Raw genomic sequence first — 25,623 nt, forward strand, 5'->3', positions numbered from 1 at the left:
TAAGAGAAGTCATGTCAGACGAATATTCCCGCAGATACTTATTAATAATTAAAATAATTAGGATAGACAAATGAATAGCGAAAGGAAGTAGGATAATGAGAGAAAAATATGAATCATTACCGTTGACGTCTTTGAAGGAAATCGCAAAAGCGCGAGGATTAAAAGGGGTATCGACAATGAAAAAAGCAGATATCATCGAATTAATGCTGAAAAAAGACGAGCAGGATAAAGCAGAAGAAGCAAAAGAAGAGGTAAAAAGCGAGAAAACAGGGGTCATTGATATTGAAGAGCTGGACAGCGGAATTACGGCGCAGGGGATTCTTGAAGTGCTTCCGGATGGATATGGATTTATCCGGAGCGATAACTATCTTCCGGGAGAGAATGACGTCTATGTATCACCGTCACAGATTCGCAGATTTAATCTGAAAACTGGAGATATCCTGACTGGAAATACGAGAATCAAGACACAGTCGGAGAAATTCAGTGCACTCTTATATTTGACGACAGTCAATGGAATGCGTCCGGCAGAGGCGGCGAGACGGACAAATTTTGAAGATATGACACCAATTTTTCCTAACGAAAGACTTCGCCTGGAACATCCAAAAAGCTCTACGGCGATGCGGATTGTAGATTTGCTTTCTCCAATCGGAAAAGGACAGAGAGGAATGATCGTTTCTCCTCCGAAGGCTGGTAAGACAACTTTGATCAAGGAAGTGGCGTTGTCAGTTTTGAGAAACAATCCAGAGATGCACATCCTGATTCTTTTGATCGACGAGCGGCCAGAGGAAGTGACAGATATTAGGGAAGCGATCACCGGGAAAAATGTAGAAGTCATTTACTCTACGTTTGACGAACTTCCTGAACATCATAGGAGAGTGTCGGAGATGGTGATTGAGCGTGCAAAGCGTTTGGTAGAACATAAAAAAGATGTGATGATCTTACTTGACAGTATCACACGCCTTGCAAGAGCATACAACCTGACCGTTCCGCCAAGTGGAAGAACGCTATCTGGTGGTCTGGATCCGGCTGCGCTTTATATGCCGAAGCGGATTTTTGGTGCAGCTAGAAATATGAGAGAGGGCGGCAGCTTAACAATTCTCGCAAGTGCACTTGTAGACACTGGAAGCAAGATGGATGATGTCATTTACGAAGAATTTAAAGGAACTGGAAATATGGAACTTGTCCTCGACAGAAAGCTTCAGGAAAAAAGAGTGTTCCCGGCAATCGATATTCCAAAATCGGGAACAAGAAGAGAAGATCTTCTGTTAAGTGCAGAAGAACAGGAAGCAGTATATTCTCTGCGCCGCGCCTTAAATGGAATGAAGAGCGAGGAGGCAGTCGATAATATTTTAAATATGTTTTCTCGCACGAAAAATAACGAAGAGTTTATCCAGATGGTAAAGAAGACAAAAATTATCTAATGATTTTTACAAATAACTTGCAATGTGAAAATAAGTATGATACAATAAAAAAGCTGTTTAACAAATAATAAGCAAGCGTTCCTCTGTCATTACGATAGTAGGATGATTGCAAAGATATTCGCTGTGAGGGCGATATAACCTCACGAAATAAAAATGAAGAGGTGAAAATCATGAAAGAAGGAATACATCCAGTTTATCATCAGGCAACAGTAACATGTAACTGTGGAAACACATTCGTAACAGGATCTACAAAAGAAGATATCCACGTAGAAATCTGTTCTAAATGTCATCCATTCTACACAGGACAGCAGAAAGCTGCTCAGGCTCGTGGACGTGTTGATAAATTTAACAAGAAATACGGAATTCAGGAATAATCAGAATGACGAGAATAGGTTGAGGTGCAAATCTCAACCTTTTTTAACATTGTAGAGAATTGTACAGATATGACAGAGGGAAAGAATTGATGGAAATCTGTCTGAAAAATAGAAGGAGAGCGAATCTATGAAGTCATCAAATATTGGCGGGCAGGCGGTTCTGGAAGGTGTGATGATGAAGAATGGGGATCAGTATGCAGTAGCGGTCAGAAAACCGGACGGAGAGATTGCGCTTCAGAAGGAAGTATATGACGGGATTGTCAAATGGAAGAAACTGACAAAGATTCCATTTGTGCGAGGAATCTTCAGTTTTGTAGATTCTCTCGTGCTGGGAATGAAGACACTCTCTTATTCGGCAAGTTTCTTCGAGGAAGAAGAGGAAGAAGAACTAACCGAGAAGGAAGCGGAGAAAAAGGAGAAGCAGGAAAATTTGATTATGGGGATCACAATGGCATGTTCGATAGTGATCGCGGTTGCAATCTTTATGGTTCTTCCTTACTTGCTGTCAAATCTTTTGAAACCGTTTGTGCCGGGCAGATTTGCCAGGACTGTTATAGAGGGAATCGTGAGGATTGTTCTGTTTATCTCATATATCCTGCTGATCTCAAAGATGAAGGATATTCAGCGCGTGTTTATGTATCATGGAGCAGAACATAAGTGTATCAATTGTATTGAGCATGGGATGGATCTGACTGTGGAGAACGTAAGAAAAAGTTCCAAACAGCACAAGCGGTGTGGGACGAGTTTTCTGTTTTTCGTACTGTTTGTCAGTATTATCGTCTGCTTTTTTATTACAACAGAGTCTCCGGTATTAAGAGTGTTGCTGCGGATTGCACTGCTTCCGGTAATCGCGGGAATTTCTTATGAAATCATCCGGCTTGCAGGAAACACAGAGCATCCAGTTGTGGAATTGTTAAGCAAGCCGGGGCTAGCGCTTCAGAATCTGACGACGAAAGAGCCGGATGATGATATGATCGAAGTGGCAATCTGTTCGGTAGAAGCAGTCTTTGACTGGAAGAAATACCAAAAGGAAAATTTCCCGGAAGAGCCATAGAACAGGATGTGGACAAAATCAATGAGAAGATTGCAAAAGAGATGACAAAATCTAACGGGATTGGTAAAAGGGGATCAGTATGACGATACAGGAACTATATAAAGAAGGAATTTTTCGTCTGAAGCAGGCAAGAATCGCGGAGGCAGAACTGGATGCCTGGTATCTGCTCGAATATGTGACAGGAATCAGCAGGACGATGTATTATCTGAAGCAAGGGGAGACTGCAGAAGAGCAAGCGGCGGAAAGATATTTTGACTGTATCAGCAGGCGGGCGCAGAGGATTCCGCTTCAGCATATTACTGGGGAGCAGGAATTTATGGGATTGCCATTTATTGTCAATGAACATGTGTTAATCCCGCGACAGGATACAGAGATACTTGTAGAGGAAGCATTGTCTCATTTGAGTGGAAACGAACAAGTGCTGGATATGTGTACCGGTTCCGGCTGTATTTTGATCAGTCTGGAACATTACCGGAAAGGGATCCGGGCAGTTGGGGCAGATATTTCGGATGAAGCGCTTCAGGTGGCGAAAAGAAATGCAGAGAGCCTAAATGCTGATGTCACGTTTCTGAAAAGCGATCTGTTTGAACAAGTTGCTGAGAGATATGATCTGATCGTGTCCAATCCGCCGTATATCCGAACAAAAGCAATTGAGGAACTGGAAGAGGAAGTAAGACTGCATGATCCGATGATTGCATTGGACGGAAAAGAAGATGGATTATATTTTTATAAAAAGATTACAGAAAAAAGCCGGAAACATTTGAAGCAGGGTGGTTGGCTTCTCTTTGAAATCGGGTATGATCAAGGAGAGGATGTTGCAAAGATGATGGAGAAAGCCGGGTTTACAGAGGTAACGGTAAAAAAGGATCTGGCGGGACTTGACCGTGTGGTATCCGGCATGTACAATAGATGAGAGAAATGGAGGAATAGATATGTTTGATAAATTAGAAGATCTGTTGATCCGCTATGAGGAAATCATGGGCGAACTTCAGGAACCGGATGTTGCAAATGACCAGGAACGGTTTCGGAAGCTGATGAAAGAGCAGGCTGATTTAGCTCCGATCGTGGAGGCATATACAGAATATAAAAAAGCAAAACAATCTATCGCAGATAGTGAGGAAATGCTTGAAATCGAATCGGATGAAGAGATGAGAGAACTTGCAAAAGAAGAGCTCAGCTCCTCGAAAAAACGTGTGGAAGAATTAGAGCATGAATTGAAGATTCTTCTTCTTCCAAAAGACCCGAATGACGATAAGAATATTATGGTAGAGATTCGTGCCGGAGCAGGTGGAGATGAGTCGGCTTTGTTTGCGGCAGAAGTATATCGTATGTATGTGCATTATGCAGAGAGCAAGAGATGGAAGACAGAGATGATCTCTGTCAATGAAAATGGAATCGGTGGATTTAAGGAAGTCGTATTCATGGTAAGTGGACAGGGCGTTTACTCTCGGATGAAATACGAAAGTGGAGTACACCGTGTACAGCGTGTACCGGAGACAGAGTCCGGTGGACGTATCCACACATCTACGATCACTGTTGCGGTGATGCCGGAAGCGGAGGAAGTGGATGTTGTGATCGAAGAGAAAGATATTCGTATCGATGTAATGAGAGCATCTGGAAATGGTGGTCAGTGTGTCAATACAACAGACTCTGCAGTTCGTCTTACACATTATCCGACAGGAATCGTGATTTACAGCCAGACAGAGAAATCACAGCTTCAGAACAAAGAGAAAGCATTCCGCTTACTGCGTTCAAAACTGTATGAATTAGAGTTAGAAAAACAGCAGTCCGCAGAGGCAGAGGCAAGAAGAAGCCAGATCGGAACAGGAGATCGTTCGGAGAAGATCCGTACTTACAATTTCCCACAGGGACGTGTGACAGACCATAGAATTAAATTGACACTGCATAAGCTGGACAGCATTTTGAACGGAGATTTAGATGAAGTGATTGACAGTTTGATCGCAGCAGACCAGGCGGCAAAACTGAGTAATATGAATGAATAATTGTTCTTGTCTACAAAAAGTGGTCAAAGAAGAGAAAACTGTTACAAAATAAAAAATAAAAGAGAAATACCAGTCAGCAGGAGATAGAACGTTGAAGGGTAGTTCTCTTTTTTTATATAGAGTTTTACTGTAGGAAGAAAGAAAAAAGAAATCAAAACAAAGGAGAGGGAAGATGTTCTGTAAAAAATGTGGGAAAGAAATCAAAGAAGGTGTGAGATTTTGCCCGTATTGCGGGGCAGAAAGCGGTGTCAGCAATGAGATGAAAGCAACGGAAAGCAGGGGTTCAAAGAAGGAGAAGACTCATAAGAAATCAATCAGAAAGAAAATCTGGGCAGTTGCTGTTTTAACGGGTATTCTTCTGTTATGCGGAGGTGGAGCATTGGCCATGTATAAGGCAGGTGTGGCTTCTGAGAAAAAGGAGAGACAGGCGCAAGAAGCAGAAGAAAAGAAGGAAGCAAGAAAAAAGAAGGCGAGCGCTAAAAAAGAAGAAGAAGAAAAGGTTTCCAACGAAACAAAGGAGAAAGATGAGACATATCCACAGATCATCACACTGGATGCCGATGTGCAGAATGAGATCACTGATTTTCTGAGCCTGCTTTGTAAACTGGATGCAGGAGGAAATGGGAAAAATTTCTCAGAGGGAGTTGTGGTTAATGAAGAGTTTGCGTATTCATTTTTGATATGGTCGATATGGTTTGAGATTCCTTTTGTGGATGGAGAGTCTGCCAAGCTCGGGCAGATGGGATGGGAGATTCCGGAAGAGACTGTCAGGGAATATTTGGAGAATTCTATCGGGACAGGAGCTTTTAATGAAGAGCATGTGGAAATTTCAGATGGAATGGTTGTGCTGGAAGGGGTAACGCCAACTTCGGCTTATGGAAATGATACTCCTCAGATCATGCAAGTAAAAAAGATATCAGAGGATGAAATAGAAGTCTATGGAGAAGTTCATTATACGCCGGAAATGCAGGATGCACAACCGTACTCAGCGGTGTTTGATGTTACTCTGATAGAAAATTCGCAAAGCATGTGGGGTGGTTATACATTACAGTCTGTGAACACTTGGACAGAGAAAAGTACAAATCAGGATAAAGCAGAGGGACAGAAGAATCCTTTGGCATTTCGTGTTTCTGCAAGTTCTACACTGCAGGAAGAGGGATATGATCATAGTACAGCAGCTCTTTTGGACAGAAATCCGGCTACCTGCTGGATAGAGGGAGTGGATGGCGTTGGAATCGGAGAATATCTTTTATTTGACTCAGAAGAAAAACAGAGTGTGAGAGGAATTGCTGTTCTTCCAGGGTACTTAAGTTCAGAGGATATCTATACAAAAAATGGAATTCCATTGGAACTGGAAATCAAAGCAGGAGATCGAATCTGGACAAAAAGATTGGAATCGTATGTTCCGAATCTTTCTGCACCAATGGATTCTATGATTTACATTGATTTTGGACAAAGTATTTCTGTTGATTCTTGTATCGTGACGATCAAAGACAGCAGGAGCGGAACAAAGTATGATGATATCTGCATCGCAGAAATGTTTTTATATGGGGAATAAATGGTGTCTAGTTTTCAGCAAAGATGCAGCCGAACATCCAGAGGATAAAGCGTACAAGGTTGAGATTTATTTAATGGATGAAATCTATAAGTTTGCCAAACAGAAGAAAAGCTGTATTGTCAAAATGTCCTATCTGTTTGTATATAAAGCCAGATATATAGTAAAAAAGCTGGATGTATTATATAATAAGCCCGACAAAAGCAAGAAGTTTGCACAACAGGAGGAACACTATGAGCGAGAATAATCAGAAGATGGCGCCGCATCTGGAAGCAGGAGAAAAGAACGGGGGATTTTATGGTCCGTTAACAGGTGTAAAAGCGGTGGAAAAGGGAGAGGAAGGTCATATCGTCTGGCTCACATTTGAGGAAAATATTAAGGGAAAATTTATTTTTCTGGAAGAAACTATTTTCCGCTATGATGTAGATCCGAGCGGAGCATTTGAGAGTTATGCGGCTCCGAGAGAGAAGGAGCATACAGCAAAGATTCAGCAGTGTCCGGACGAGTCAGATTTTTATACAAAACCGGAAGTAGAAATCTGCGAGGAAAATCAGACGATCGATCTCTGCTGTGGAAAGACAAAAGTAAGTTTTGATAAAGCAACGGCAAAGATGAAAATTTCTGTCAGCGGCAAGACCGTTCTTGAGGAAGCCCAAGGTCTCACGATCGGTGAGGAGACAGTTCAGACACTTGTCAGAGGAGAAAAAGAAAATTTCTACGGTGGTGGCACACAGAATGGAAGGTTTGTACATACTGGAAAGACTATTCAGATCGTCAATGAAAGTGCATGGATGGACGGAGGCGTTGCATCACCGAATCCGTTTTATTTTACGACGGGAGGCTATGGGGTTCTGAGAAATACATTTGCCGATGGAAGTTATGATTTTGGAGAAAGTGAGACTGCGGTTGTGCGCACTGCGCATAAAGAAGCGAAGTTTAGTGCTTACTATTTTCTGTCTGACGGAGAAAATGGAAGCCGGATTACGCAGGAAATCTTAAAATCCTACTATCATGTAACTGGAAATCCGCTGCTTTTGCCGGAATATGGATTTTACGAAGGACATCTAAATTGTTATAATCGCGATGCGTGGTCTGACGAAGGTGGAGAGAAGGAATGGAACATTAAAGGAATCGCCGAAAGCACCGCCGCAGGGATGACAAAATATGAAAGTGGTATGGCGACCGGATATCGTTTGTCAGAAGGACAACATTCAGAATCCTTAAATGGAGAAGGACCAAAAGTGGCAGCAGAGCATTACCCTGAAAATGTAGATGCGCCATATGAATATTCAGCGAGAGCTGTATTGGATCAGTACGTCAAATACGATATGCCGCTTGGATATTTCCTCCCAAATGATGGATATGGTGGGGGATATGGACAGAATGGCTATTATGTACAAGGGGGAGTCAATGAGGATGGAAGCAGTTCTCCAGAACGAATCGCAGCGGTAGATGCCAATGTAGAAAATCTTGCGAAGTTCAGAGAGTATGCAAACAGCAAAGGGGTTGCAGCCGGACTTTGGACAGAGAGTAATCTGGTACCGGACTCAGACAATCAGACATATTGGCACCTGCTTCGCGATTTCCGGAAGGAAGTATCTGTCGGAGGGGCGACCACATTGAAGACCGATGTTGCATGGGTAGGACCGGGATACTCTTTCCAGTTAAATGGAGTGAAGACGGCCTATGATATTATCACGACAGCAGAGCAGTTTCGCCCGAATATTATCTCTTTGGACGGATGGGCAGGTTCACAGCGTTTTAATAGTGTGTGGAGCGGTGACCAGACCGGAGGAAACTGGGAATATATCCGTTTCCATATCCCAACTTATATCGGAAGCTCTCTGAGCGGAAATCCAAATATTGGTAGCGATATGGATGGGATTTTTGGAGGAAAGGCACTGATTGCTGCGCGTGACTATCAGTGGAAATCGTTCACACCTCAGATGCTAAATATGGACGGGTGGGGCACTTACATGAAGGCACCGTATACATTTGGGGATCCGTATACGGGGATTAACCGAATGTATATGAAAATCAAGTCACAGTTGATGCCATATATTTATACGACAGCTGTCTCAGCGTCAAATATGGATACGGGAAATGATGACACGGGACTTCCGATCGTGCGTGCAATGTTTTTGGAATATCCGGAAGATGCGTATGCATACAGCAGAAATATGCAGTACCAGTTTTTGCTTGGAGCAAATATTTTAGTTGCGCCAGTTTATAAAAATACAGCTGCAGATGAAGAGGGAAATGATGTGAGAAACCACATTTACCTTCCAGATCCAGACGAAGTGTGGATCGATTATCTGACCGGAGAAAAATATCTGGGCGGACAAGTGCTTAATAATTTTGCGGCGCCGCTTTGGAAACTTCCGGTGTTTGTAAAAAATGGAACGATTCTTCCAATGTATGAGGCAAACAATACGCCGGATGCCATTGACCGGACAAAGCGGATGATAGAATTCTGGCCGGATGGAGACAGCTTTTATACAACTTACGAGGATGATGGAAAATATATCCATAATCAGACGGAGGAGGATGAGAAATACGGAACCATTGACCATGTTTCGTATGGAAGTCATGTTTCAACGACCTATACTTCCAGTGTGAAGGAAGGAAAGGCAATTCTGACAGCAGAATGTTCCGAAGGTACTTATGAAGGATATGAGGAAAAGCGTAGCAGCACATTTATCGTACATTTGTCAAACCGTCCGGAGGCAGTAACCGCATGGAATGGAGAAGAAAAGTTGCATTTGACAGAAGTAGAAAATCTGGAAATCTTTGAGCAAAGTGAGCCAAAGAAAGGAGAGGCGATTTTCTTCTATGATGAACATCCAATGATCCGTACCTATGCTTCTGAGGAGGAAAAGATTTTACGCAAAATGGTAGAAAAGGTTCAGGCAGAGCCGAAGCTGTATGTAAAACTCGCAACAGTGGACAGCCAGAAAGAAAAACAGACTGTAGAGATTCTGGGATTTGAAAATACCGTTTGCCGGATGGCGGAAAACGAAAATGGTGCTCTTTCTGTACCGCAGCTGACGGCAGCAGAAGAAGCGAAAACTTCTACAAGCATCGGATTATGCTGGACAGAAAGCAAAGGAGCATCTGAATATGAGATGCTCGTGGACGGCAATCTTTATGCTATGGGAGATGCGCTTTCTTATATCCATGATGATCTCGACTATCATTCTGAGCATACTTATTGCGTGCGTGCGAGAAATGCGGAAGGGTATTCTGCATGGAGTGAGCAGCTTGTGACCAGTTCTCTGCTGGATCCGTGGAGAAATGAGATTGGTGCACTTGGAACGATTTCATGGACCGGAGGAGACGAGGCAGGAGCACTGAAGTATGCAACAGACCACAGCTTCCGTGGATTATTTTTCGCAGTGGGGGATGTTGTCGGTGATAAGACTCCGTTCATCTATGATTTTGGTGCAGCTTACGAACTGGATAAATTTGAATATTATCCACGCGACAGTTATGGAAGTGGTACCGTAGAGCGTATGAATGTCTACTCCAGTTTAGATGGAAAACATTGGAAACTGGAATGGGATGGAACAAAAGAGGAAGAGTGGGTATATAACACGGATCTGGAAGTAGAAGAAAATGCAAAGACAGTTCCGCTCACCGGAGTCAGTGCACGTTATCTGAAACTTCAGATTATGAAATCGCGGCGCAATTACTTTGCATCCCATGAACTTCCGGTATACAAAAAAGATGGATCCAAGCCATTTGCAGTCGGAAGTACTAATAAGAATGAGACGGTTTCAGAGGGCGATTATACCAATATGAAAAATTACCTTGGTACTTCTGTCAAGGATGGTTCCAACTTTGTGGATCAAATCCAGAAGCGAAGTGGAGATATCAATATGAACGGCATCTATGATGTTTATGATTATGCATTTACAATGTTCCAACTCGATGGAGGCACAAAACAGAGCGGAGAAGTATCCGGGCAGGCAACACTTTGTGCAGAAAAATCATGTATCAGAGCCGGTGAGACAGTGACCTTTACGGTACTTGCAGAAGATGCGAAACATGTCAATGCATTTGGAGCTGTCATCGATTATGATCCTTCACATTTGGAATTTGTATCAGCTGTCGGAACGAAGGCGGTAGGAGCGATGGAAAATCTGACGGTCAATAAGGTATACAGTGATGGAACCGCTTATGTCAATCTTGCATTTGCAAATCGCGGAGATCAGCCGCTGTATAGTGGAAGTGATGAACTTGCAGTCATTACAATGAAGGCACGCACAGATCTCTGCCCGGCAGAAGAGATGAATGTAGATAAACTTCTTTTGATCGGTCCGGCATATGATGTGGCAGGAGAAAATGACACAGACGAGAAAAAGGATATTGAAGAGCAGAAAGAATCAGAAGAAAAATAAAGAGAAAAAGCAAAATAGAAGAAAAGTTGTCTAAGAGAAATCAGAGAATGACAATAGCTTTGCAATAGAAAGAGACACTCCTGGAAATGCCAAGGGGTGTCTTTTTCCTATAGGGAACTGCTTGCGGAGCTCTGGAAGTTTGTATGGAAAATAGGAAAACAGAATGTTCAATTTGGAAAAAATGCTTCTTGACAACAAAAAATGTATTTGATAAAGTTACAGTTAAATAATGTAATGAAAAAAGTTACAATTTGTACAGATATCCGCAGGAAAATTTTGCACAGACAAAAAAGGAAACGGATCGCTGTCAAAAAATGTAAAAAGAAAATAAGGAAAGAGGTGGTTTTATGGGATTTTCGCTGGACATCAGCATTCCGGTATTGACAGTATTTTTACAGGGGGTGTTTAGTTTCTTTTCTCCTTGTGTTCTGCCGCTGATTCCGCTGTATATGGGGTATCTGTCAGGCGGAACAGGTGAGATTGGGGAGGATGGAAGGGTTCACTATGAGAGACGAAAAGTGATGATCCATACGTTTTGTTTTGTGGTAGGAGTTAGCTTTGCATTTTTCATTCTGGGACTTGGCGCATCTGCACTTGGGAGCTTTTTGCAGAAAAATCAGATGTTGTTTGCAAGAATCGGCGGAATTTTAGTGATTGCATTTGGTTTCTATCAGCTCGGTGTCTTTGGTCCGAGCAGATTACTTGGAAAAGAGCGCAGACTGCCATTTCATCTTGATGTGCTTGCAATGTCCCCGCTGACTGCGCTGCTGATGGGATTTACGTTTAGTTTTGCGTGGACCCCGTGTGTAGGTCCGGCGTTGACGAGTGTGCTTTTGATGGCGGCATCCGCCGGGACAAAGTGGATGGGGTTTGCATTGATCGGCGTATATACACTTGGATTTGTGCTCCCATTTCTTGTACTGGGGCTGTTTACGACAAGCCTTCTGGAGCTGTTAAAAAAGCATATGAATGTTGTAAAATATACGGTAAAAGTAGGCGGGATATTGATGGTTTTGATGGGACTCTTCATGTTTACAGGGAAGATGAATGCAGTCACCGGATACTTATCAAAAGTTTCTATAGCAGGGAATGAAACAGAAAATGCAAAAAAACAGAAAAATCAGTCAGCAGTCCAACAGAAAAATACCGGGCAGGATAATACTTCCGGGGAGCAGGAAACAAGTGCCGGAGAAAGCAAACAGGAAGAAAAGAAGGAAAACGATCAACGAGAGACCGTTCCTTCCATCGACTTTACACTACAAGATCAGTATGGGAATACGCATACATTATCAGAATATAAAGGAAAGACCGTTTTTTTGAATTTCTGGGCGACTTGGTGCGGACCATGCCGGAATGAGATGCCGGAGATCCAGAAGCTGCATGAAGAATATGAAGCACAAGAAGACAGTGATGTGGTGATTCTGGGAATTGCAGCACCGGATCTTGGAGGGGAAGCTTCTGAGGAAGAGATCAAGGCGTTTTTGGAAGAAAATGGATACACGTATCCAGTTGTGATGGATACGACCGGGGAAATTTTCTCAAGTTATGGAATCAGTGCATTTCCGACTACTTTTATGATCGATAAGGATGGGAATGTATATGGATATGTCAGTGGTCAGTTAAGTGAAGATGTGATGCGAAATATTATTGAACAAACACAGAAGCAGGGGGGAACACAAAAATGACAAGTGAATTTGCGATCGCGGTCCATGCGCTTGTGTTTCTGGAACATAAGGGAATCGTGATCTCCAGTGAAGAGTTGGCAAAGAATGTGTGCACCAACCCGGCTCGGATCCGGAAGGTGATGGCAAAATTGAAAAGGGCTGATTTGATCCGTACAAAAGAAGGGACGGAGGGAGGATATCTCTTCTTTCGGGAAGCAGAAGAAGTGACACTTGCCATGGTAGCAGAGGCGCTTCAGATTTCTTTTGTCTCTACTTCGTGGCGGAGCGGGTCTCCGGAGAAAAAGTGCTGTGTGGCATCAGGGATGGCAGATGTGATGGCGGGGATTTATGGGGATTTAAATGCATGCTGTAAAGATCTGCTAAAACAGAGAACAATCGCAGATGTGAAGCGGGAACTTTTTCATTTTGCAAAAGAAAAAGGAACATTTTTGGAAGAGAAGGATGGAGGAAAGAAAAGATGGGAGAAAAGTTAAAGAAACTCGCGGCATATTATAAGCCGTACAAAGGATTGTTTTTCAGTGATATGTTTTTTGCAATTCTGGGAGCGGCAGTCACATTGATCCTGCCGTTGATCGTCCGTTATATTACAAATGAGGTCGTATATTTCCCGGCAGAAGATGTGTTGCATACGATTACGTGGATCGGTGTCCTGATGTTTGGACTCGTTATTTTGGAATTTGGCTGTAATTATTTTATCGGATATTATGGACATTTGATGGGTGCAAAGATGGAAGCGGATATGCGGAGGGACATTTTTGGACATTACCAGAAATTAACCTTTGCGTTCTATGATAATCAGAAGGTTGGAGGGCTGTTGTCCCGTATTACGAGTGATTTGTTTGATATCACAGAGCTTTTGCATCACGGACCGGAAGATATCGTGATTTCTATTATCAAGCTCGTTGGATCTTTTGCAATCTTATTTAGTATCAATGCGAAGCTGACACTTGTCGCATTTGCATTTATTCCGGTCATGATTCTGTATGCGGGATATTATAACCGGAAAATGAAGCGGGCGTTTAAGAGAAATCGAGAGAAAATTGCAGATATTAACAGCCAGATTGAGGACAGCCTTTCCGGGATCCGTGTTGTGAAATCGTTTGCAAATGAAAAGATTGAGATGAAGAAGTTTCAGGATGGAAATGATCGCTTTGTTGCAGCAAAGAAGATCAGCTACCGCTATATGGGAGCATACAATTCTGGGCTTGGCGCTTTGACAACGCTTGTTACGGTTGTTGTTTTGATCGCCGGAGTGCGGTTTATGGCAGCGGGAACAGTGGCGGTGACTGACCTGATCACATTTCTTTTGTATATCAATAATTTTACAGAACCGGTGAAGAAACTTGTCAACTTCACAGAGCAGTTCCAGAATGGATATTCAGGTTTTGAGAGATTTCTTGAAATCTTGTCGATCGCACCGGATATCAAGGACAAAGAAGATGCAGTCAGTGTGGATCATCTGGAAGGAAAGATTGAGTTTGAAAATGTATCTTTTCATTATGAGGACAGTACGGAAAATGTATTGGATCACATCAATCTGGATGTGGAGGCAGGAGATTATATGGCATTAGTCGGTCCATCCGGTGTCGGAAAGACTACAATCTGCAGCCTGATCCCACGTTTTTATGAGGTGTCAGAGGGGGCTATCCGGATCGATGGCATTGATATCCGGGATATGAAGTTAGATGACTTGAGAAATAATATTGGAATTGTGCAGCAGGATGTCTACCTGTTTGCAGGGACGATTATGGAAAATATCCGTTATGGAAAGCCGGATGCGACAGATGAGGAAGTGGTTATGGCAGCGAGAAATGCAAATGCCCATGAATTTATCATGAGTTTTCCGGAAGGATATGATACAGATATCGGTCAGCGCGGTGTGAAACTTTCCGGAGGACAAAAGCAACGTCTGTCTATTGCGCGGGTATTCTTAAAGAATCCGCCGATTCTGATTTTTGATGAGGCTACATCAGCGCTGGATAATGAGAGTGAGAAAGTTGTGCAGCAGTCCTTAGAACGTCTGGCAAAGAACCGTACGACATTTGTGATCGCGCACAGACTCTCTACGATTCGAAATGCAAAGCGGATTCTTGTGCTGACTGAGAATGGCATCGAGGAAGAAGGAACTCACGAGCAGCTGCTCGAGAAAGACGGCGTGTATGCAGACCTTTATCAGATGCAGTTCCGAAAAGGGATCGAGTGCTAGAAATAGATACACTGCCTGAAAAAGTACTTTTAAAGAAGTGCGAAGAAGGCAATGGCAGCAGGAAAACAGAGAAAAGCAAAATTTGAGAAGAGGTAGAATAAAATGATAACGATAGACTTTCGAAGACCGACTTTGGAGGATAAGGAACTTTTGACATCTTACTTTAGAAAGTATCCATCGCGAAGCTGTGAGCGCACGTTTGTTAACGTGTACCTGTGGGCGAAGTTTTATCAGGTAGGCTATGCGATGGTAGAAAATACGGTTGTCTTTCGGTCAGAGGAAAATGGATTGTCCTTTGCCTATCCGGTGGGAGATCCAAAGGATGTCAAGCGGACGATCGAAGTGTTGATGGAGTACAGCAGGGAACAGGGGTATCCGTTTACGATGTACTGTGTCACAGAAGAGAACTTTGCACAGCTGGAAGAGTGGTATCCGGGACAGTTTCAAATCGAATACGACAGAGACAGTGCAGATTATGTCTACGAGTCTGAGAAACTGGCGACACTTTCTGGCAAAAAGCTTCACGGTAAGCGAAATCATATCAATAAATTCAAACAAGTAAATGAAGATTGGTCGTATGAAAAGATTACAAAAGAAAATATCGAAGAGTGTTTTCAGATGGCACTGCAATGGCGGATCGAAAATGGATGTGAGGCAGATGAAGAAAAAAATGCAGAGATGTGTGTGACACTCAATTCTCTGCGGCTCTATGAAGAACTGGAACTGACCGGGGGGCTTCTGAGAGTGAATGGAAAGGTTGTTGCATTTACCCTTGGGGAGGAAGTCAGTGACGATACATTTGTAGTCCATATTGAAAAAGCATTTGCAGAGATCCAAGGCGCTTATCCGATGATCAATCAGCAGTTTGTGGAACACGAGTGTATGAAATATAAATATATTAACCGTGAGGAAGACACTGGGGCAGAGGGACTTCGCAAAGCAAAACTGTCATACCGCCCGGTATTTCTTGTGGAAAAAGGAACTGTGACAAAGAGGGAGGCAACAGTATGATCGCAGAGAAGATGAAAGGGATGGTGGCCAATAGTTCTGCCATCCGCGCGATGTTTGAGGAAGGCAACCGTCTTGCAAAGCTGTACGGGAGAGAAAATGTATTTGACTTCAGTCTCGGCAATCCAAATGTGGAAGCACCGGAGGCGGTAAAGGAAGCACTTATTTCCATTGTAAAGGAAGAGGCACCGCTGGAACTTCATGGCTATACGAATAGCAATGCAGGATATGAAGAGGTACGCCAGGCAGTGGCAGAGTCATTGAATGAGCGATTTCAGACGGAGTTTTCTGCAGAAAATATTCTCATGACAGTCGGTGCAGCGGGAGGCTTGAATGTGATTTTAAAGACGCTTATCAACCCGCAGGAGGAAGTGATTGTCTTTGCACCGTATTTCGGTGAGTATAGAAGTTACACATCCAATGTGGATGGTGTACTTGTGGAGATCTCACCGGACACAGAAACTTTCCAGCCAAAGCTTACTGAATTTGCGGAGAAAATCACTCCGAAGACGAAGGCGGTTATCGTGAATACGCCGAACAATCCGACCGGTGTTGTGTATTCGGAGGAGACAATCCGGGAAATGGCACGAATTTTGGAGGAGAAGCAAAAAGAATATGGAACCGAGATTTATTTGATTTCCGATGAACCCTACCGGGAACTTGCGTTTGATGGAGTGGAAGTACCGTATCTGACAAAATATTATAAAAATACGATTGTGGCATATTCTTATAGTAAGTCTCTATCCCTTCCAGGAGAGCGGATCGGGTATCTTGTGATTCCTTCAGAAGTGGCAGACAGTTGTGATGTGATTGCGGCAGCGGGTGTGGCAAATCGAATCTTAGGATTTGTCAATGCACCGACGTTGCTTCAGAAGGTGGTTGCCAAATGTATTAGAGAAAAAACAGATCTTACCTATTATAATAGAAACCGGGAAACACTTTATGAAGGGCTGATACAGTGTGGATTCAGCTGTATAAAGCCGCAGGGAGCTTTCTATTTGTTTGTGAAATCTCCAATCGAAGATGAGAAAGCGTTCTGTGAGGCGGCAAAGAGATACAATATCCTTCTTGTGCCAGGAAGTTCTTTTGGGTGTCCGGGTTATGTGCGGATTGCTTACTGCGTGGCATATGAGACGATTATTGGTGCGCTGCCGAGATTTCAGGAACTTGCAAAGCAGTATTTTCAGAGATAAGCCTAGAGAAGCACGCGAAAGTCCGTAAAAGAAATAAAATTTTTGTAAATCAAAAGAGAAAGATTGAAAAAAGAGAGGATTTATGCTAAATTTTTTAGCAGAGTGCATGGAAAGGAGATTAATGTATGCTGAAACAAATATTGCAGGGAATGGTTGTCGGAATTGCGAATATCATTCCGGGAGTCAGCGGTGGAACAATGATGGTCGCTATGGGACTGTATGACAAGCTGATTCATTCAATTACCCACTTAAAGAGCGAGTTTAAACAAAGTATGAAGCTTCTGATCCCAATTTTTGCTGGGGCAGGAATTGCAATTGTCGTATTGTCGAAACTGTTTGAATTCTTACTTGATACATATCCAATCCCGACGAACTTTGCGTTTTGCGGTCTGATCATTGGAAGTCTTCCATTTATTGTAAAGAAGGTGAAAGGACATTCAGTCACAATCGGGAAAATAATTCCGTTTCTTGTCTTTTTTGCAATCGTGATTCTGATGGCGATGCTTGGAGAGACCGGAGGAAAGACAGCGGATGTCACATTTGGGCTTATCAATGTAATTAAGTTATTCTTTGTAGGAGTTGTTGCGGCGGCAACGATGGTTGTGCCGGGAGTCAGTGGTTCGATGATGCTGATGCTGCTTGGATATTATGATGTAATTTTAAAGACAATTAATTTATTTGTAGATTCACTTGTGAAATTCGATATGGCAGGGCTGATGCAGGGAGTTGGTGTACTTGCGCCGTTTGGAGTTGGTGTGCTGATCGGAATCGGTGTGATTGCAAAATTGATTGAATTCATTTTTTCAAAAGCAGAGATTCATGCTTATTATGGAATTATCGGTCTGATCGTCGCATCACCGATTGCGATTCTGATGAAGACGAATTGGTCAGGTGTTTCCGTATTTACGATCGGAGCCGGAGTAATCACATTCGGACTTGGATGGCTGATTGCCAATAAGCTCGGAGGAGAATAAAAAAGTAAAGAGAGGTCATGCAGAACCGCATGCAATTTTCAGATAGCAGGAAAGTGGAAAGAAACGTATCTGCTGGAGGGGAATGATTGCGAGGATGCAGGCCTTCTTTTTTTGGAATCGAAGGCAAAAAGATGCAAGAAAATAATGTTAGGAACCTTGCAAATTAAATTTTATAGTGTTATAATAAGAAAGTAAGGTATCTAACAATTGAAGTTGAGATACCTTGTTTTTACGAAAATTAGGAAACAGGAGGAATGTGAAGTGATAAAAGAACTTTCAAAATGTATCAGAGAGTATAAGGCAGCTTCGATCAAAGCACCGATTTATGTATCACTGGAAGTAGTTATGGAATGTATCATTCCGTTTATCATTGCCCAGCTTGTGAATGAAATCAAGGCTGGATGCAGTTTTTCCGTGATTGCAACATATGGATTGATCCTGCTTGTGATGGCAGCAGTTTCGCTGGTATTTGGTGTGATGGCAGGGACAGCGGCAGCGACCGGCTCCTGCGGATTTGCCAAAAACTTAAGAAAGGATATGTTCTACAAAATTCAGACGTATTCGTTTAAGAATATCGATCGGTTTTCTACCTCGTCTTTAGTGACGAGACTTACGACAGACGTGATGAATGTGCAGATGGCGTATATGATGATTATCCGAATTGCAATTCGATGTCCGCTGATGTTGATTTTTTCCTTTACGATGGCATTTGTTATGGGAGGAAAGATGGCATGGATCTTTGTGATTCTTGTTCCGGTACTTGGTGTGGGACTGGCGCTGATCATCCGTCTGACGATGCCGCTGTTTCGGAAAGTCTTTAAGAAATATGATCGCCTGAACAATTCTATTCAGGAGAATGTAAAGGGAATCCGTGTTGTGAAATCTTATGTCCGTGAAGAATATGAAAAAGAAAAATTCGGGGCGGCGGCAGATGATATCTGTCAGGATTTTACAAGAGCAGAGAAAATTTTGGCATTCAACAATCCACTGATGCAGTTTTGCATGTATGCAGTAATGATCTTTGTGCTTTCTTTCGGGTCTTATGTGATCATCTCATCAAGAGGGCTTGACCTGGATGTAGGACAGTTTTCTGCACTGCTTACATATAGTTTCCAGATTCTGAGCAGTCTGATGATGATTTCTATGGTCTTTGTTATGATCACAATGGCAAGCGAGTCTGCGAAACGTATCGTGGAAGTACTTTCCGAAGAGAGCACGATCAAGAATTCGGAGCATCCAGTTTATGAAGTCAGAGATGGTTCGATCGATTTTGATAAGGTAAATTTCAAATATTCAAAAAATGCAGAGAAGATGGCGCTTGCCAATATCGATCTGCATATCAAATCCGGTGAGACGATCGGTGTCATTGGAGGAACCGGGTCTTCGAAATCTTCTTTGATCCAGTTGATCTCCCGTTTGTATGATGTGACGGAGGGCTGTGTTAAAGTCGGCGGTCGCGATGTCAAGGAGTATGATCTGGAGACTTTGAGAAATCAGGTATCTGTTGTATTGCAGAAAAATATTCTATTCTCCGGTACGATTAAGGAAAATCTTCGGTGGGGAAATAAGGAAGCAACGGACGAGGAACTGATCGAGGCATGTAAGCTGGCACAGGCAGATGAATTTATCAGACAGTTCCCGGCAGGATATGATACCCATATCGAGCAGGGAGGAACGAACGTGTCCGGTGGACAGAAACAGCGTCTCTGTATTGCAAGAGCGCTCCTAAAGAAACCGAAGATTCTGATTCTGGATGATTCGACGAGTGCAGTAGATACGAAGACGGATGCATTGATCCGCCAGTCATTCCGTGAATTCATTCCGGAGACGACAAAGATCATCATTGCTCAGAGAACCTCCTCCGTGCAGGATGCAGACCGGATCATTGTCATGGACGGCGGTACGATCAATGCAGTCGGAACACATGAGGAACTTCTGAAACACAATGAGATTTACAGAGAAGTATATACATCTCAGAATAAGGCAGGTGATGACGATGAAAAATAAGGGACCAAACAGAGCAAAAAAAGGAACACTGGGACGTCTGATCAAGACATTGTTTGAGTTTTATCCGGTTAAGATGCCAATCGTACTGTTCTGTATTATTTTCAGTGCAGTTGTCTCTTCCATTCCAGCTATTTTTATGCAGAATGTCATCGCGATCGTAGAGACAAGCTGGAAGAGCGGAGACTGGGATGCTGTTTCCGGAAAAGTTTTCTATTATGTAGGGCTGCTTCTTGTATTTTACATCCTGTCCATTTTGTCCGCGGTCACTTATACCCAGATGATGGCGGGAATCACGCAGGGATTTTTGAAAAAGCTTCGTGTAAAAATGTTCAATGGAATGCAGGATCTTCCAGTCAGATATTTCGATACACATAATCATGGAGATATCATGAGCTATTATACAAACGACATTGATACACTGCGTCAGATGGTATCGCAGAGTATTCCGCAGCTTTTGATTTCTTCTATTACAGTGCTGACTGTATTCTCAATTATGCTGTACTTCAGTGTGTGGATGACGATTGTTGTTGTGTGCGGCGTGATCCTGATGTTTTTTGTAACGAAGAAAGTTGGGGGGAATTCTGCAAAATATTTTGTGCGCCAGCAAGTTGCACTGGGAAAAGTGGAAGGTTTTGTAGAAGAGATTATGAATGGACAGAAAGTTGTACAGGTTTTCTGCCATGAGAGAGAAAGCGAGGCAGATTTTGATCGCCTCAATGAGGAATTGTTCCACGATGCGGAAAATGCCAATAAGTTTGCAAATATTCTGATGCCGGTACTGGGAAATATTGGAAATATTTTGTATGTTGCTGTTGCGTTGACTGGAGGAATTTTGCTTCTTTCTAAAGCTCCAAACCTGAGTATTTCCGGTATGGCGATCGGAATCAGCATTGTTGTTCCGTTTTTAAATATGACAAAGCAGTTTGCGGGAAATATCAGCCAGGTGTCAAATCAGGTCAATTCAGTTGTAATGGGACTTGCAGGGGCAGACCGTATTTTTACATTGATCGATGAAGAGCCAGAAGTGGATGAAGGTTATGTGACATTGGTCAATGCAAGAGAAAAGGATGGAGAGATTATAGAGTGTGAAGAACATACTGGACTGTGGGCATGGAAGCATCCACACCAAGATGGAACCGTGACTTATACAAAGTTAACCGGAGATGTCCGGATGTTTGATGTGGACTTTGGATATGTGCCGGAAAAGACAGTACTTCATAATATCACACTTTATGCAGAGCCGGGACAGAAAGTGGCATTTGTAGGTTCTACTGGAGCCGGAAAGACAACGATCACAAATCTGATCAACCGTTTTTATGATATTGCGGATGGAAAGATTCGTTATGATGGAATTAACATTAATAAGATTAAAAAAGCAGATTTGCGCCGTTCACTTGGAGTGATTTTGCAGGAGACAAATCTTTTTACCGGAACCGTTATGGACAATATCCGTTATGGAAAGCTAGATGCGACAGAAGAAGAGTGTATTGCGGCTGCAAAACTTGCCGGTGCGCATGATTTTATCACGCGTCTTCCAGAAGGGTATCATACACCGCTTACGGAAAACGGGGCGAGCCTTTCTCAGGGACAGCGGCAGCTCATTGCAATTGCACGCGCGGCAGTCGCAGATCCTCCGGTAATGATCATGGATGAGGCGACTTCTTCGATTGATACACGTACAGAGGCGATCGTACAGCGCGGAATGGATGCGCTGATGGAAGGAAGAACGGTATTTGTCATTGCGCACCGTCTCTCCACTGTGCGGAATTCGGATGTGATCATGGTATTAGAGCATGGAAATATTATCGAAAGAGGAGACCATGAGACATTGATCGCACAAAAAGGAAAATATTATCAGTTATATACAGGAGCATTTGAGCTCGAATAATATTTTATATAAAAGTCCGGAAACCTGGAATTGATATCAGGTTTTCCGGACTTTTGTCGTTTCAATAATTAAAGATTAATGGGTTAAAAGTTTTTGATAACTGTTTTCGATACAGAAGGCTCCAAGCGGTGCTGTCAGTAATATGGAGACAACGGCAACGGTGAGGACGAGATTTCCGCAGGAAAGTCCAAGAGCGAGAGGGATTCCACCGATAGCTGCCTGGACGGTTGCCTTTGGAGTGTAGGCTATCATGCAGAAAAGTCGTTCTTTTTTTGTAAGATCTGTTCCAGCAAGACAGAGAAAGACACCTGACATCCGAAAGAGAAGAACAAAGAGGAGCAGAAGAACAGCGGTTCCTCCGGCTGACTTCAGATAGCGAAGATCGACAGTTGCACCGACAAGGACAAAGAGTATAATCTCTGCTCCAACCCATAGTTTATTAAATTTTGAGGAGAGCCGGAGGGAAAGTGCCTGATTTTTCTGCTGCAGGGCGACACCGATTGTCATTACCGCAATCAGGGAAGCAAAAGGAATTACATTTGCACAGTAATCTTCCAGTGTGACAAGCAAAAAAGAGATACAGAGGAAAAGGATTACTTTTGCAGTATCTCGCATGTGAATTCGATGAAAGAAAACTGAAAGGAGCAGTCCGATTCCAAGCCCTGCCATCATTCCGAGAAAAATGGATATTGGAATATTGATAAAACTTCTGATGGACACAGAGTCTCCGGCAGCAAGACTGGTAAAGGCGGTAAACACAACGATTACAAATACATCATCGACGGAAGCCCCGGCTAAGATCAGTTGAGGGATTCCTTTTTTTGTGCCATAGCCTTCCTCCATAAGTTTCACCATGTTCGGAACGATGACAGCAGGGGAAACAGCGGCAATGACAGAGCCAAGAATCGCTGCATCAAGCAGTGAGACGCCAAGCAGTTTTGGGGCAAGCAATATCATTCCTGCCATCTCAAAGCAGGCAGGCACAAAGCACATTAAGATTGCGGGACGTCCGACTTTTTTTAAATCCTCCAGATTCAATGACAATCCTGCCCGGATTAAAATAATGATCAGAGCAATCCTGCGAAGATCAGCGGATACGGATAAAATGGAAGTATCAATCAGGTCAAGTGCATAAGGACCGAGAAAGATTCCGGTGATCAGCATTCCGGTCAGCGCCGGGAGGTGTAGTTTTTTGCAGAGGGCACCGAGTGACATGCCTAGCAGCAATAGAACAGAAATACTAAATAACATTTGTGTTTCTCCTTTCCAATCGAAAATGATGTAATAAAAAAGCTGATGAGTCCTGCAAAAAGCAGAAGTCATCAGCAATCAGGGGAGACACGCTCCACCTGGCGGTTTTAGTATTTACTAAGGGAGAACTTCATTCCCTTGCTAAAGGATAAGAGAAAAAGTTACATTTGTCAAGGAGAACTTTCGCAAGAAATTATTTGGCGCTTTCGTTACAAAGTTCTTTTTTTACAGCGAGCAGTAACAGAAAAAGTGCTACTGCAAGGAAAATGTGGGAAAGTCCTGCAAATCCAGAGAGCATACCGTTTAACATGCGTGTCATTGGATAGCCTGTTACTTGCACGATTCCGCGTATGAGAAGCGTGACAGCCATCAAAGGGAATGCAATGTTATAGATGAGAAAAAATTTTTGGAACAGTTTTTGGTCTCCAAGTGCAGTAAATTTGCAGAGCACTGCAAGAAGAAGAAAGAAAAATGTTCCGAGAACGAGCAGATGTCCGTGTATCACGCCAAGAGTTGTTTTCCCGGTAAAATCAAAGAGTTTTGTAAATTCTCGGTAGAAAACCCCTCCTGCCATGGAGCAGAAAAAATAGATGATAGAAGCGGTCATTAATGTTTTCACTGTGGTAATGTGTGTGTGCTTTTCTGTGCTCATATAAAATAGAACCTCCTAATAGAAAAATAATATGTGAAAAAGCTAATTTGCAGTTTCTGTTTTTTTGAAAAAAATGTAGTTCCGACCAAAAGTGATCCCTGCAAGAAACAGCGCCGAGCCCAGCCCGGTATAAAACACAGCGATAAATCTGTCCGGCAATAAGTGGAATGTGCGGATCGTAATCCCAAATGTGATCATAAAAGCCATGATCAGAAATGACTTCAGATCAAAAAAGTTAAGAAAAAACTGTCGCTCTTCCTGATAATTCTGAATACGGTCTGTGTGCTTTACAGTCAGTTTGTAAAAAATCATGAACCAGAAGAAAAGAAATACAAGAAACGAAAGTATAAAGTTGATCACGCTTTTGTAAGCTGCATAAGTCTCTATTCCGATGCGCAGGATGTTAAATCCGGCAATCATCCAGACGATTGCTGCCAGAAGCAGCAGAGTTCGTTTTTTAATTTTCATAAGCATACCTCCTAAATGATGAACGGTGTTCAGTTTCATGTATAGTAAACTCTCACTCTTTCCATTTGCAGTTCCCGCTGCACAAAAACATAGCAGTTAGTGAGCAGGGGCATAGAGACAGCGGCGGACAATCTCAAGGATTCCACGGTAGTCTTTCTGAAAATGAAATACAGAGGAGACGAATAATTCCAGTACATAGCTGATAAATAATTCAGGAGTAAGCACTTCATCAAATGCATCCTCCCGGACATTTGGATCTCTGTGCAGTACGTTCAGAAGGTTTTCCTCTAAATGGCGGAAATATTTCTCCATCATCTGATGTCCGGCTTTCTGATCTTCAGAAGCAAAAACCATTGCATGCCGGGAGAAAAATTCAGGATACATCTGACTTCCTCTCTGTACACTGTCAAAAAGCCAGTTGAGACATTCTACAAAATCGGAAAAAGCACATTGGCTTGCAGACATGTGGAAAATATCTTTCCAGATATTCTCAATCGCTGCACAGAGAAGTTCTGATTTAGAGGAAAAATAATTGTAGACGGAACCAACTGCCATGCCACATTCAGAGGCAACCGAGCGCATGCTGATTGCTTCCAGTCCCCGCTCTTTTGCAATCTTCTGGCAGGCGGCAATGATTTCTTCTTTTGAAGTAACTGTTGGATTCATAAAAACCTCCTTCTAAAATGAACCTTGTTCAAGTTTAAAATAAACGATAGAGGAATGTTTGTCAAGCAGAAAATTATTCTTTTTCAATCGCATGTGCACTAAGTCTTTTTTCGCCCCATGGAGAACTCAACATCGCTTCTCCGTTGACGATCCCTGCCTGCAGGACTTCGATCGGACCGAGCACATCGGTGATCGGGATTCCATTTATATGAACAGACTTTACGAATTCCTCGAAGGAAGTGTACGTTTGTTCATCAAACACGAAATGGATTTCTTCTTGTTTGATCTTATTATAAAATTTTTCGTCTAAATCTTCTACATAGGCGCCCATGCGGTGTGTTGTGCCCCCATAGCGGAATTCTATAATCTCAAATGGCCAGGATTTGTCATAGTCACTTTTTATGATGGCAAGCACATCCTGCATAGAGATCCATAAAGTTTTCGGGTGTTTCTTAAAAATTTTAAACATGTCTATAAACTCCTTTCAGTAATAGATTTGTATGAGTGATCAGAAGAAATATACGATAGCGATGCCTGTTTGATTTGGAAAAAGTTGCACATTCTATCGGGGAAAAGTTTTTAATATTATAGCATTTTTGACAACGGATTGGTACTAGTTCATTCGGTTTTATGATTGGATGACGACTAGTTGCTGAAATAAAAAATAGAAAATCCTTATTATTTCCTTAGAATTGGCTTCTACAATGAAGATAAATTTATTACAGGAGCTTCCTGTATAATTCAAATATAAGGAATTCCAAGAAAGAAGGTTGAGAAAAAAATACCTCAGTGTAGAATAAGATTACTGACTTTGCACG

General features: G+C 42.6%; 21 protein-coding genes and 1 riboswitch. Of the genes, 16 read left to right on the forward strand and 5 right to left on the reverse strand.

Annotated elements, in window-relative coordinates; translation table 11 throughout:
• Positions 1-95: 95 nt before the first annotated feature.
• The 16 genes from rho (at position 96) to EDD74_RS04420 (ending at position 21,768) form a co-directional block, all read left to right on the forward strand.
• Positions 96-1,421 (forward strand): transcription termination factor Rho, encoded by a 1,326-nt coding sequence (gene rho / locus EDD74_RS04345; RefSeq protein WP_008974879.1) that lies wholly within the window; start codon positions 96-98, stop codon positions 1,419-1,421.
• Positions 1,422-1,591: 170 nt separating this feature from the next.
• Positions 1,592-1,795 (forward strand): 50S ribosomal protein L31, encoded by a 204-nt coding sequence (gene rpmE, locus EDD74_RS04350; RefSeq protein ID WP_008974880.1) that lies wholly within the window; start codon positions 1,592-1,594, stop codon positions 1,793-1,795.
• A gap of 127 nt (positions 1,796-1,922) precedes the next feature.
• Positions 1,923-2,849: a DUF1385 domain-containing protein gene (locus EDD74_RS04355; RefSeq protein ID WP_116441261.1), complete on the forward strand. Its 927-nt coding sequence runs from the start codon at positions 1,923-1,925 to the stop codon at positions 2,847-2,849.
• Between the two features lie 79 nt (positions 2,850-2,928).
• A complete protein-coding gene (prmC, locus tag EDD74_RS04360) occupies positions 2,929-3,762 on the forward strand; it encodes a peptide chain release factor N(5)-glutamine methyltransferase (RefSeq protein WP_116441262.1) in 834 nt (277 codons plus the stop codon).
• Positions 3,763-3,781: 19 nt separating this feature from the next.
• Complete coding sequence (gene prfA, locus EDD74_RS04365; RefSeq protein ID WP_008974883.1) at positions 3,782-4,852, forward strand: peptide chain release factor 1; 1,071 nt, start codon at positions 3,782-3,784, stop codon at positions 4,850-4,852.
• 172 nt (positions 4,853-5,024) lie between these two features.
• Positions 5,025-6,410, forward strand: coding sequence for a zinc ribbon domain-containing protein (locus EDD74_RS04370; RefSeq protein ID WP_116441263.1), 1,386 nt, complete (start codon positions 5,025-5,027; stop codon positions 6,408-6,410).
• Positions 6,400-6,654, forward strand: a complete 255-nt coding sequence (locus EDD74_RS04375; RefSeq protein WP_242990085.1) for a hypothetical protein — start codon at positions 6,400-6,402, stop codon at positions 6,652-6,654. The genes EDD74_RS04370 and EDD74_RS04375 overlap by 11 nt, the downstream gene beginning before the upstream one ends.
• Complete coding sequence (locus EDD74_RS04380) at positions 6,641-10,807, forward strand: TIM-barrel domain-containing protein (protein WP_116441265.1); 4,167 nt, start codon at positions 6,641-6,643, stop codon at positions 10,805-10,807. Before EDD74_RS04375 ends, EDD74_RS04380 begins: the two co-directional genes overlap by 14 nt.
• A 347-nt stretch (positions 10,808-11,154) precedes the next feature.
• Positions 11,155-12,492: a cytochrome c biogenesis protein/redoxin gene (locus EDD74_RS04385; protein ID WP_116441266.1), complete on the forward strand. Its 1,338-nt coding sequence runs from the start codon at positions 11,155-11,157 to the stop codon at positions 12,490-12,492.
• Entirely contained in the window at positions 12,489-12,965 is a 477-nt protein-coding gene (locus EDD74_RS04390) for an RrF2 family transcriptional regulator (RefSeq protein ID WP_008974890.1), read from the forward strand. The genes EDD74_RS04385 and EDD74_RS04390 overlap by 4 nt, the downstream gene beginning before the upstream one ends.
• Complete coding sequence (locus tag EDD74_RS04395; RefSeq protein ID WP_008974891.1) at positions 12,950-14,698, forward strand: ABC transporter ATP-binding protein; 1,749 nt, start codon at positions 12,950-12,952, stop codon at positions 14,696-14,698. The genes EDD74_RS04390 and EDD74_RS04395 overlap by 16 nt, the downstream gene beginning before the upstream one ends.
• A 102-nt stretch (positions 14,699-14,800) precedes the next feature.
• The gene (locus EDD74_RS04400) at positions 14,801-15,709 is read left to right on the forward strand and encodes a DUF2156 domain-containing protein (protein ID WP_116441267.1); all 909 of its coding nucleotides are present in this window, start codon (positions 14,801-14,803) and stop codon (positions 15,707-15,709) included.
• The gene (locus EDD74_RS04405) at positions 15,706-16,899 is read left to right on the forward strand and encodes a pyridoxal phosphate-dependent aminotransferase (RefSeq protein WP_016440872.1); all 1,194 of its coding nucleotides are present in this window, start codon (positions 15,706-15,708) and stop codon (positions 16,897-16,899) included. Before EDD74_RS04400 ends, EDD74_RS04405 begins: the two co-directional genes overlap by 4 nt.
• 125 nt (positions 16,900-17,024) lie before the next feature.
• Positions 17,025-17,873, forward strand: coding sequence for a DUF368 domain-containing protein (locus EDD74_RS04410; RefSeq protein WP_008974895.1), 849 nt, complete (start codon positions 17,025-17,027; stop codon positions 17,871-17,873).
• A gap of 261 nt (positions 17,874-18,134) precedes the next feature.
• A complete protein-coding gene (locus EDD74_RS04415) occupies positions 18,135-19,880 on the forward strand; it encodes an ABC transporter ATP-binding protein (protein WP_116441268.1) in 1,746 nt (581 codons plus the stop codon).
• Entirely contained in the window at positions 19,864-21,768 is a 1,905-nt protein-coding gene (locus tag EDD74_RS04420) for an ABC transporter ATP-binding protein (protein WP_412361427.1), read from the forward strand. The genes EDD74_RS04415 and EDD74_RS04420 overlap by 17 nt, the downstream gene beginning before the upstream one ends.
• Positions 21,769-21,843: 75 nt before the next feature.
• On the opposite strand, the gene EDD74_RS04425 is transcribed toward EDD74_RS04420, so the two are convergent.
• The 5 genes from EDD74_RS04425 to EDD74_RS04445 all read right to left on the reverse strand — a co-directional run bounded on the left by EDD74_RS04425 (position 21,844) and on the right by EDD74_RS04445 (position 25,274).
• Entirely contained in the window at positions 21,844-23,019 is a 1,176-nt protein-coding gene (locus EDD74_RS04425; RefSeq protein ID WP_116441270.1) for a cation:proton antiporter domain-containing protein, read from the reverse strand.
• A gap of 55 nt (positions 23,020-23,074) precedes the next feature.
• A riboswitch (Fluoride riboswitch) is annotated at positions 23,075-23,166 on the reverse strand.
• 46 nt (positions 23,167-23,212) lie between these two features.
• Complete coding sequence (locus EDD74_RS04430) at positions 23,213-23,671, reverse strand: DUF2871 domain-containing protein (protein ID WP_009262393.1); 459 nt, start codon at positions 23,669-23,671, stop codon at positions 23,213-23,215.
• Positions 23,672-23,713: 42 nt separating this feature from the next.
• Entirely contained in the window at positions 23,714-24,139 is a 426-nt protein-coding gene (locus EDD74_RS04435; protein ID WP_116441271.1) for a hypothetical protein, read from the reverse strand.
• 96 nt (positions 24,140-24,235) lie between these two features.
• Complete coding sequence (locus EDD74_RS04440) at positions 24,236-24,805, reverse strand: TetR/AcrR family transcriptional regulator (protein ID WP_116441272.1); 570 nt, start codon at positions 24,803-24,805, stop codon at positions 24,236-24,238.
• A 73-nt stretch (positions 24,806-24,878) separates the two neighbouring features.
• A complete protein-coding gene (locus EDD74_RS04445) occupies positions 24,879-25,274 on the reverse strand; it encodes a hypothetical protein (RefSeq protein ID WP_008974903.1) in 396 nt (131 codons plus the stop codon).
• Positions 25,275-25,623 lie beyond the last annotated feature (349 nt).

This window comes from Faecalimonas umbilicata, assembly GCF_004346095.1.
GTDB classification, from domain to species: Bacteria; Bacillota; Clostridia; order Lachnospirales; family Lachnospiraceae; genus Faecalimonas; species Faecalimonas umbilicata.

Excerpts from the sequence above, each read along its gene's own strand:
- rho (WP_008974879.1), top strand. The coding sequence starts at position 96 with ATGAGAGAAAAATATGAATCATTACCGTTGACGTCTTTGAAGGAAATC.
- rpmE (WP_008974880.1), top strand. The coding sequence starts at position 1,592 with ATGAAAGAAGGAATACATCCAGTTTATCATCAGGCAACAGTAACATGT.
- EDD74_RS04355 (WP_116441261.1), top strand. The coding sequence starts at position 1,923 with ATGAAGTCATCAAATATTGGCGGGCAGGCGGTTCTGGAAGGTGTGATG.
- prmC (WP_116441262.1), top strand. The coding sequence starts at position 2,929 with ATGACGATACAGGAACTATATAAAGAAGGAATTTTTCGTCTGAAGCAG.
- prfA (WP_008974883.1), top strand. The coding sequence starts at position 3,782 with ATGTTTGATAAATTAGAAGATCTGTTGATCCGCTATGAGGAAATCATG.
- EDD74_RS04370 (WP_116441263.1), top strand. The coding sequence starts at position 5,025 with ATGTTCTGTAAAAAATGTGGGAAAGAAATCAAAGAAGGTGTGAGATTT.
- EDD74_RS04375 (WP_242990085.1), top strand. The coding sequence starts at position 6,400 with ATGGGGAATAAATGGTGTCTAGTTTTCAGCAAAGATGCAGCCGAACAT.
- EDD74_RS04380 (WP_116441265.1), top strand. The coding sequence starts at position 6,641 with ATGAGCGAGAATAATCAGAAGATGGCGCCGCATCTGGAAGCAGGAGAA.
- EDD74_RS04385 (WP_116441266.1), top strand. The coding sequence starts at position 11,155 with ATGGGATTTTCGCTGGACATCAGCATTCCGGTATTGACAGTATTTTTA.
- EDD74_RS04390 (WP_008974890.1), top strand. The coding sequence starts at position 12,489 with ATGACAAGTGAATTTGCGATCGCGGTCCATGCGCTTGTGTTTCTGGAA.
- EDD74_RS04395 (WP_008974891.1), top strand. The coding sequence starts at position 12,950 with ATGGGAGAAAAGTTAAAGAAACTCGCGGCATATTATAAGCCGTACAAA.
- EDD74_RS04400 (WP_116441267.1), top strand. The coding sequence starts at position 14,801 with ATGATAACGATAGACTTTCGAAGACCGACTTTGGAGGATAAGGAACTT.
- EDD74_RS04405 (WP_016440872.1), top strand. The coding sequence starts at position 15,706 with ATGATCGCAGAGAAGATGAAAGGGATGGTGGCCAATAGTTCTGCCATC.
- EDD74_RS04410 (WP_008974895.1), top strand. The coding sequence starts at position 17,025 with ATGCTGAAACAAATATTGCAGGGAATGGTTGTCGGAATTGCGAATATC.
- EDD74_RS04420 (WP_412361427.1), top strand. The coding sequence starts at position 19,864 with ATGACGATGAAAAATAAGGGACCAAACAGAGCAAAAAAAGGAACACTG.
- EDD74_RS04425 (WP_116441270.1), bottom strand. The coding sequence starts at position 23,019 with ATGTTATTTAGTATTTCTGTTCTATTGCTGCTAGGCATGTCACTCGGT.
- EDD74_RS04430 (WP_009262393.1), bottom strand. The coding sequence starts at position 23,671 with ATGAGCACAGAAAAGCACACACACATTACCACAGTGAAAACATTAATG.
- EDD74_RS04435 (WP_116441271.1), bottom strand. The coding sequence starts at position 24,139 with ATGAAAATTAAAAAACGAACTCTGCTGCTTCTGGCAGCAATCGTCTGG.
- EDD74_RS04440 (WP_116441272.1), bottom strand. The coding sequence starts at position 24,805 with ATGAATCCAACAGTTACTTCAAAAGAAGAAATCATTGCCGCCTGCCAG.
- EDD74_RS04445 (WP_008974903.1), bottom strand. The coding sequence starts at position 25,274 with ATGTTTAAAATTTTTAAGAAACACCCGAAAACTTTATGGATCTCTATG.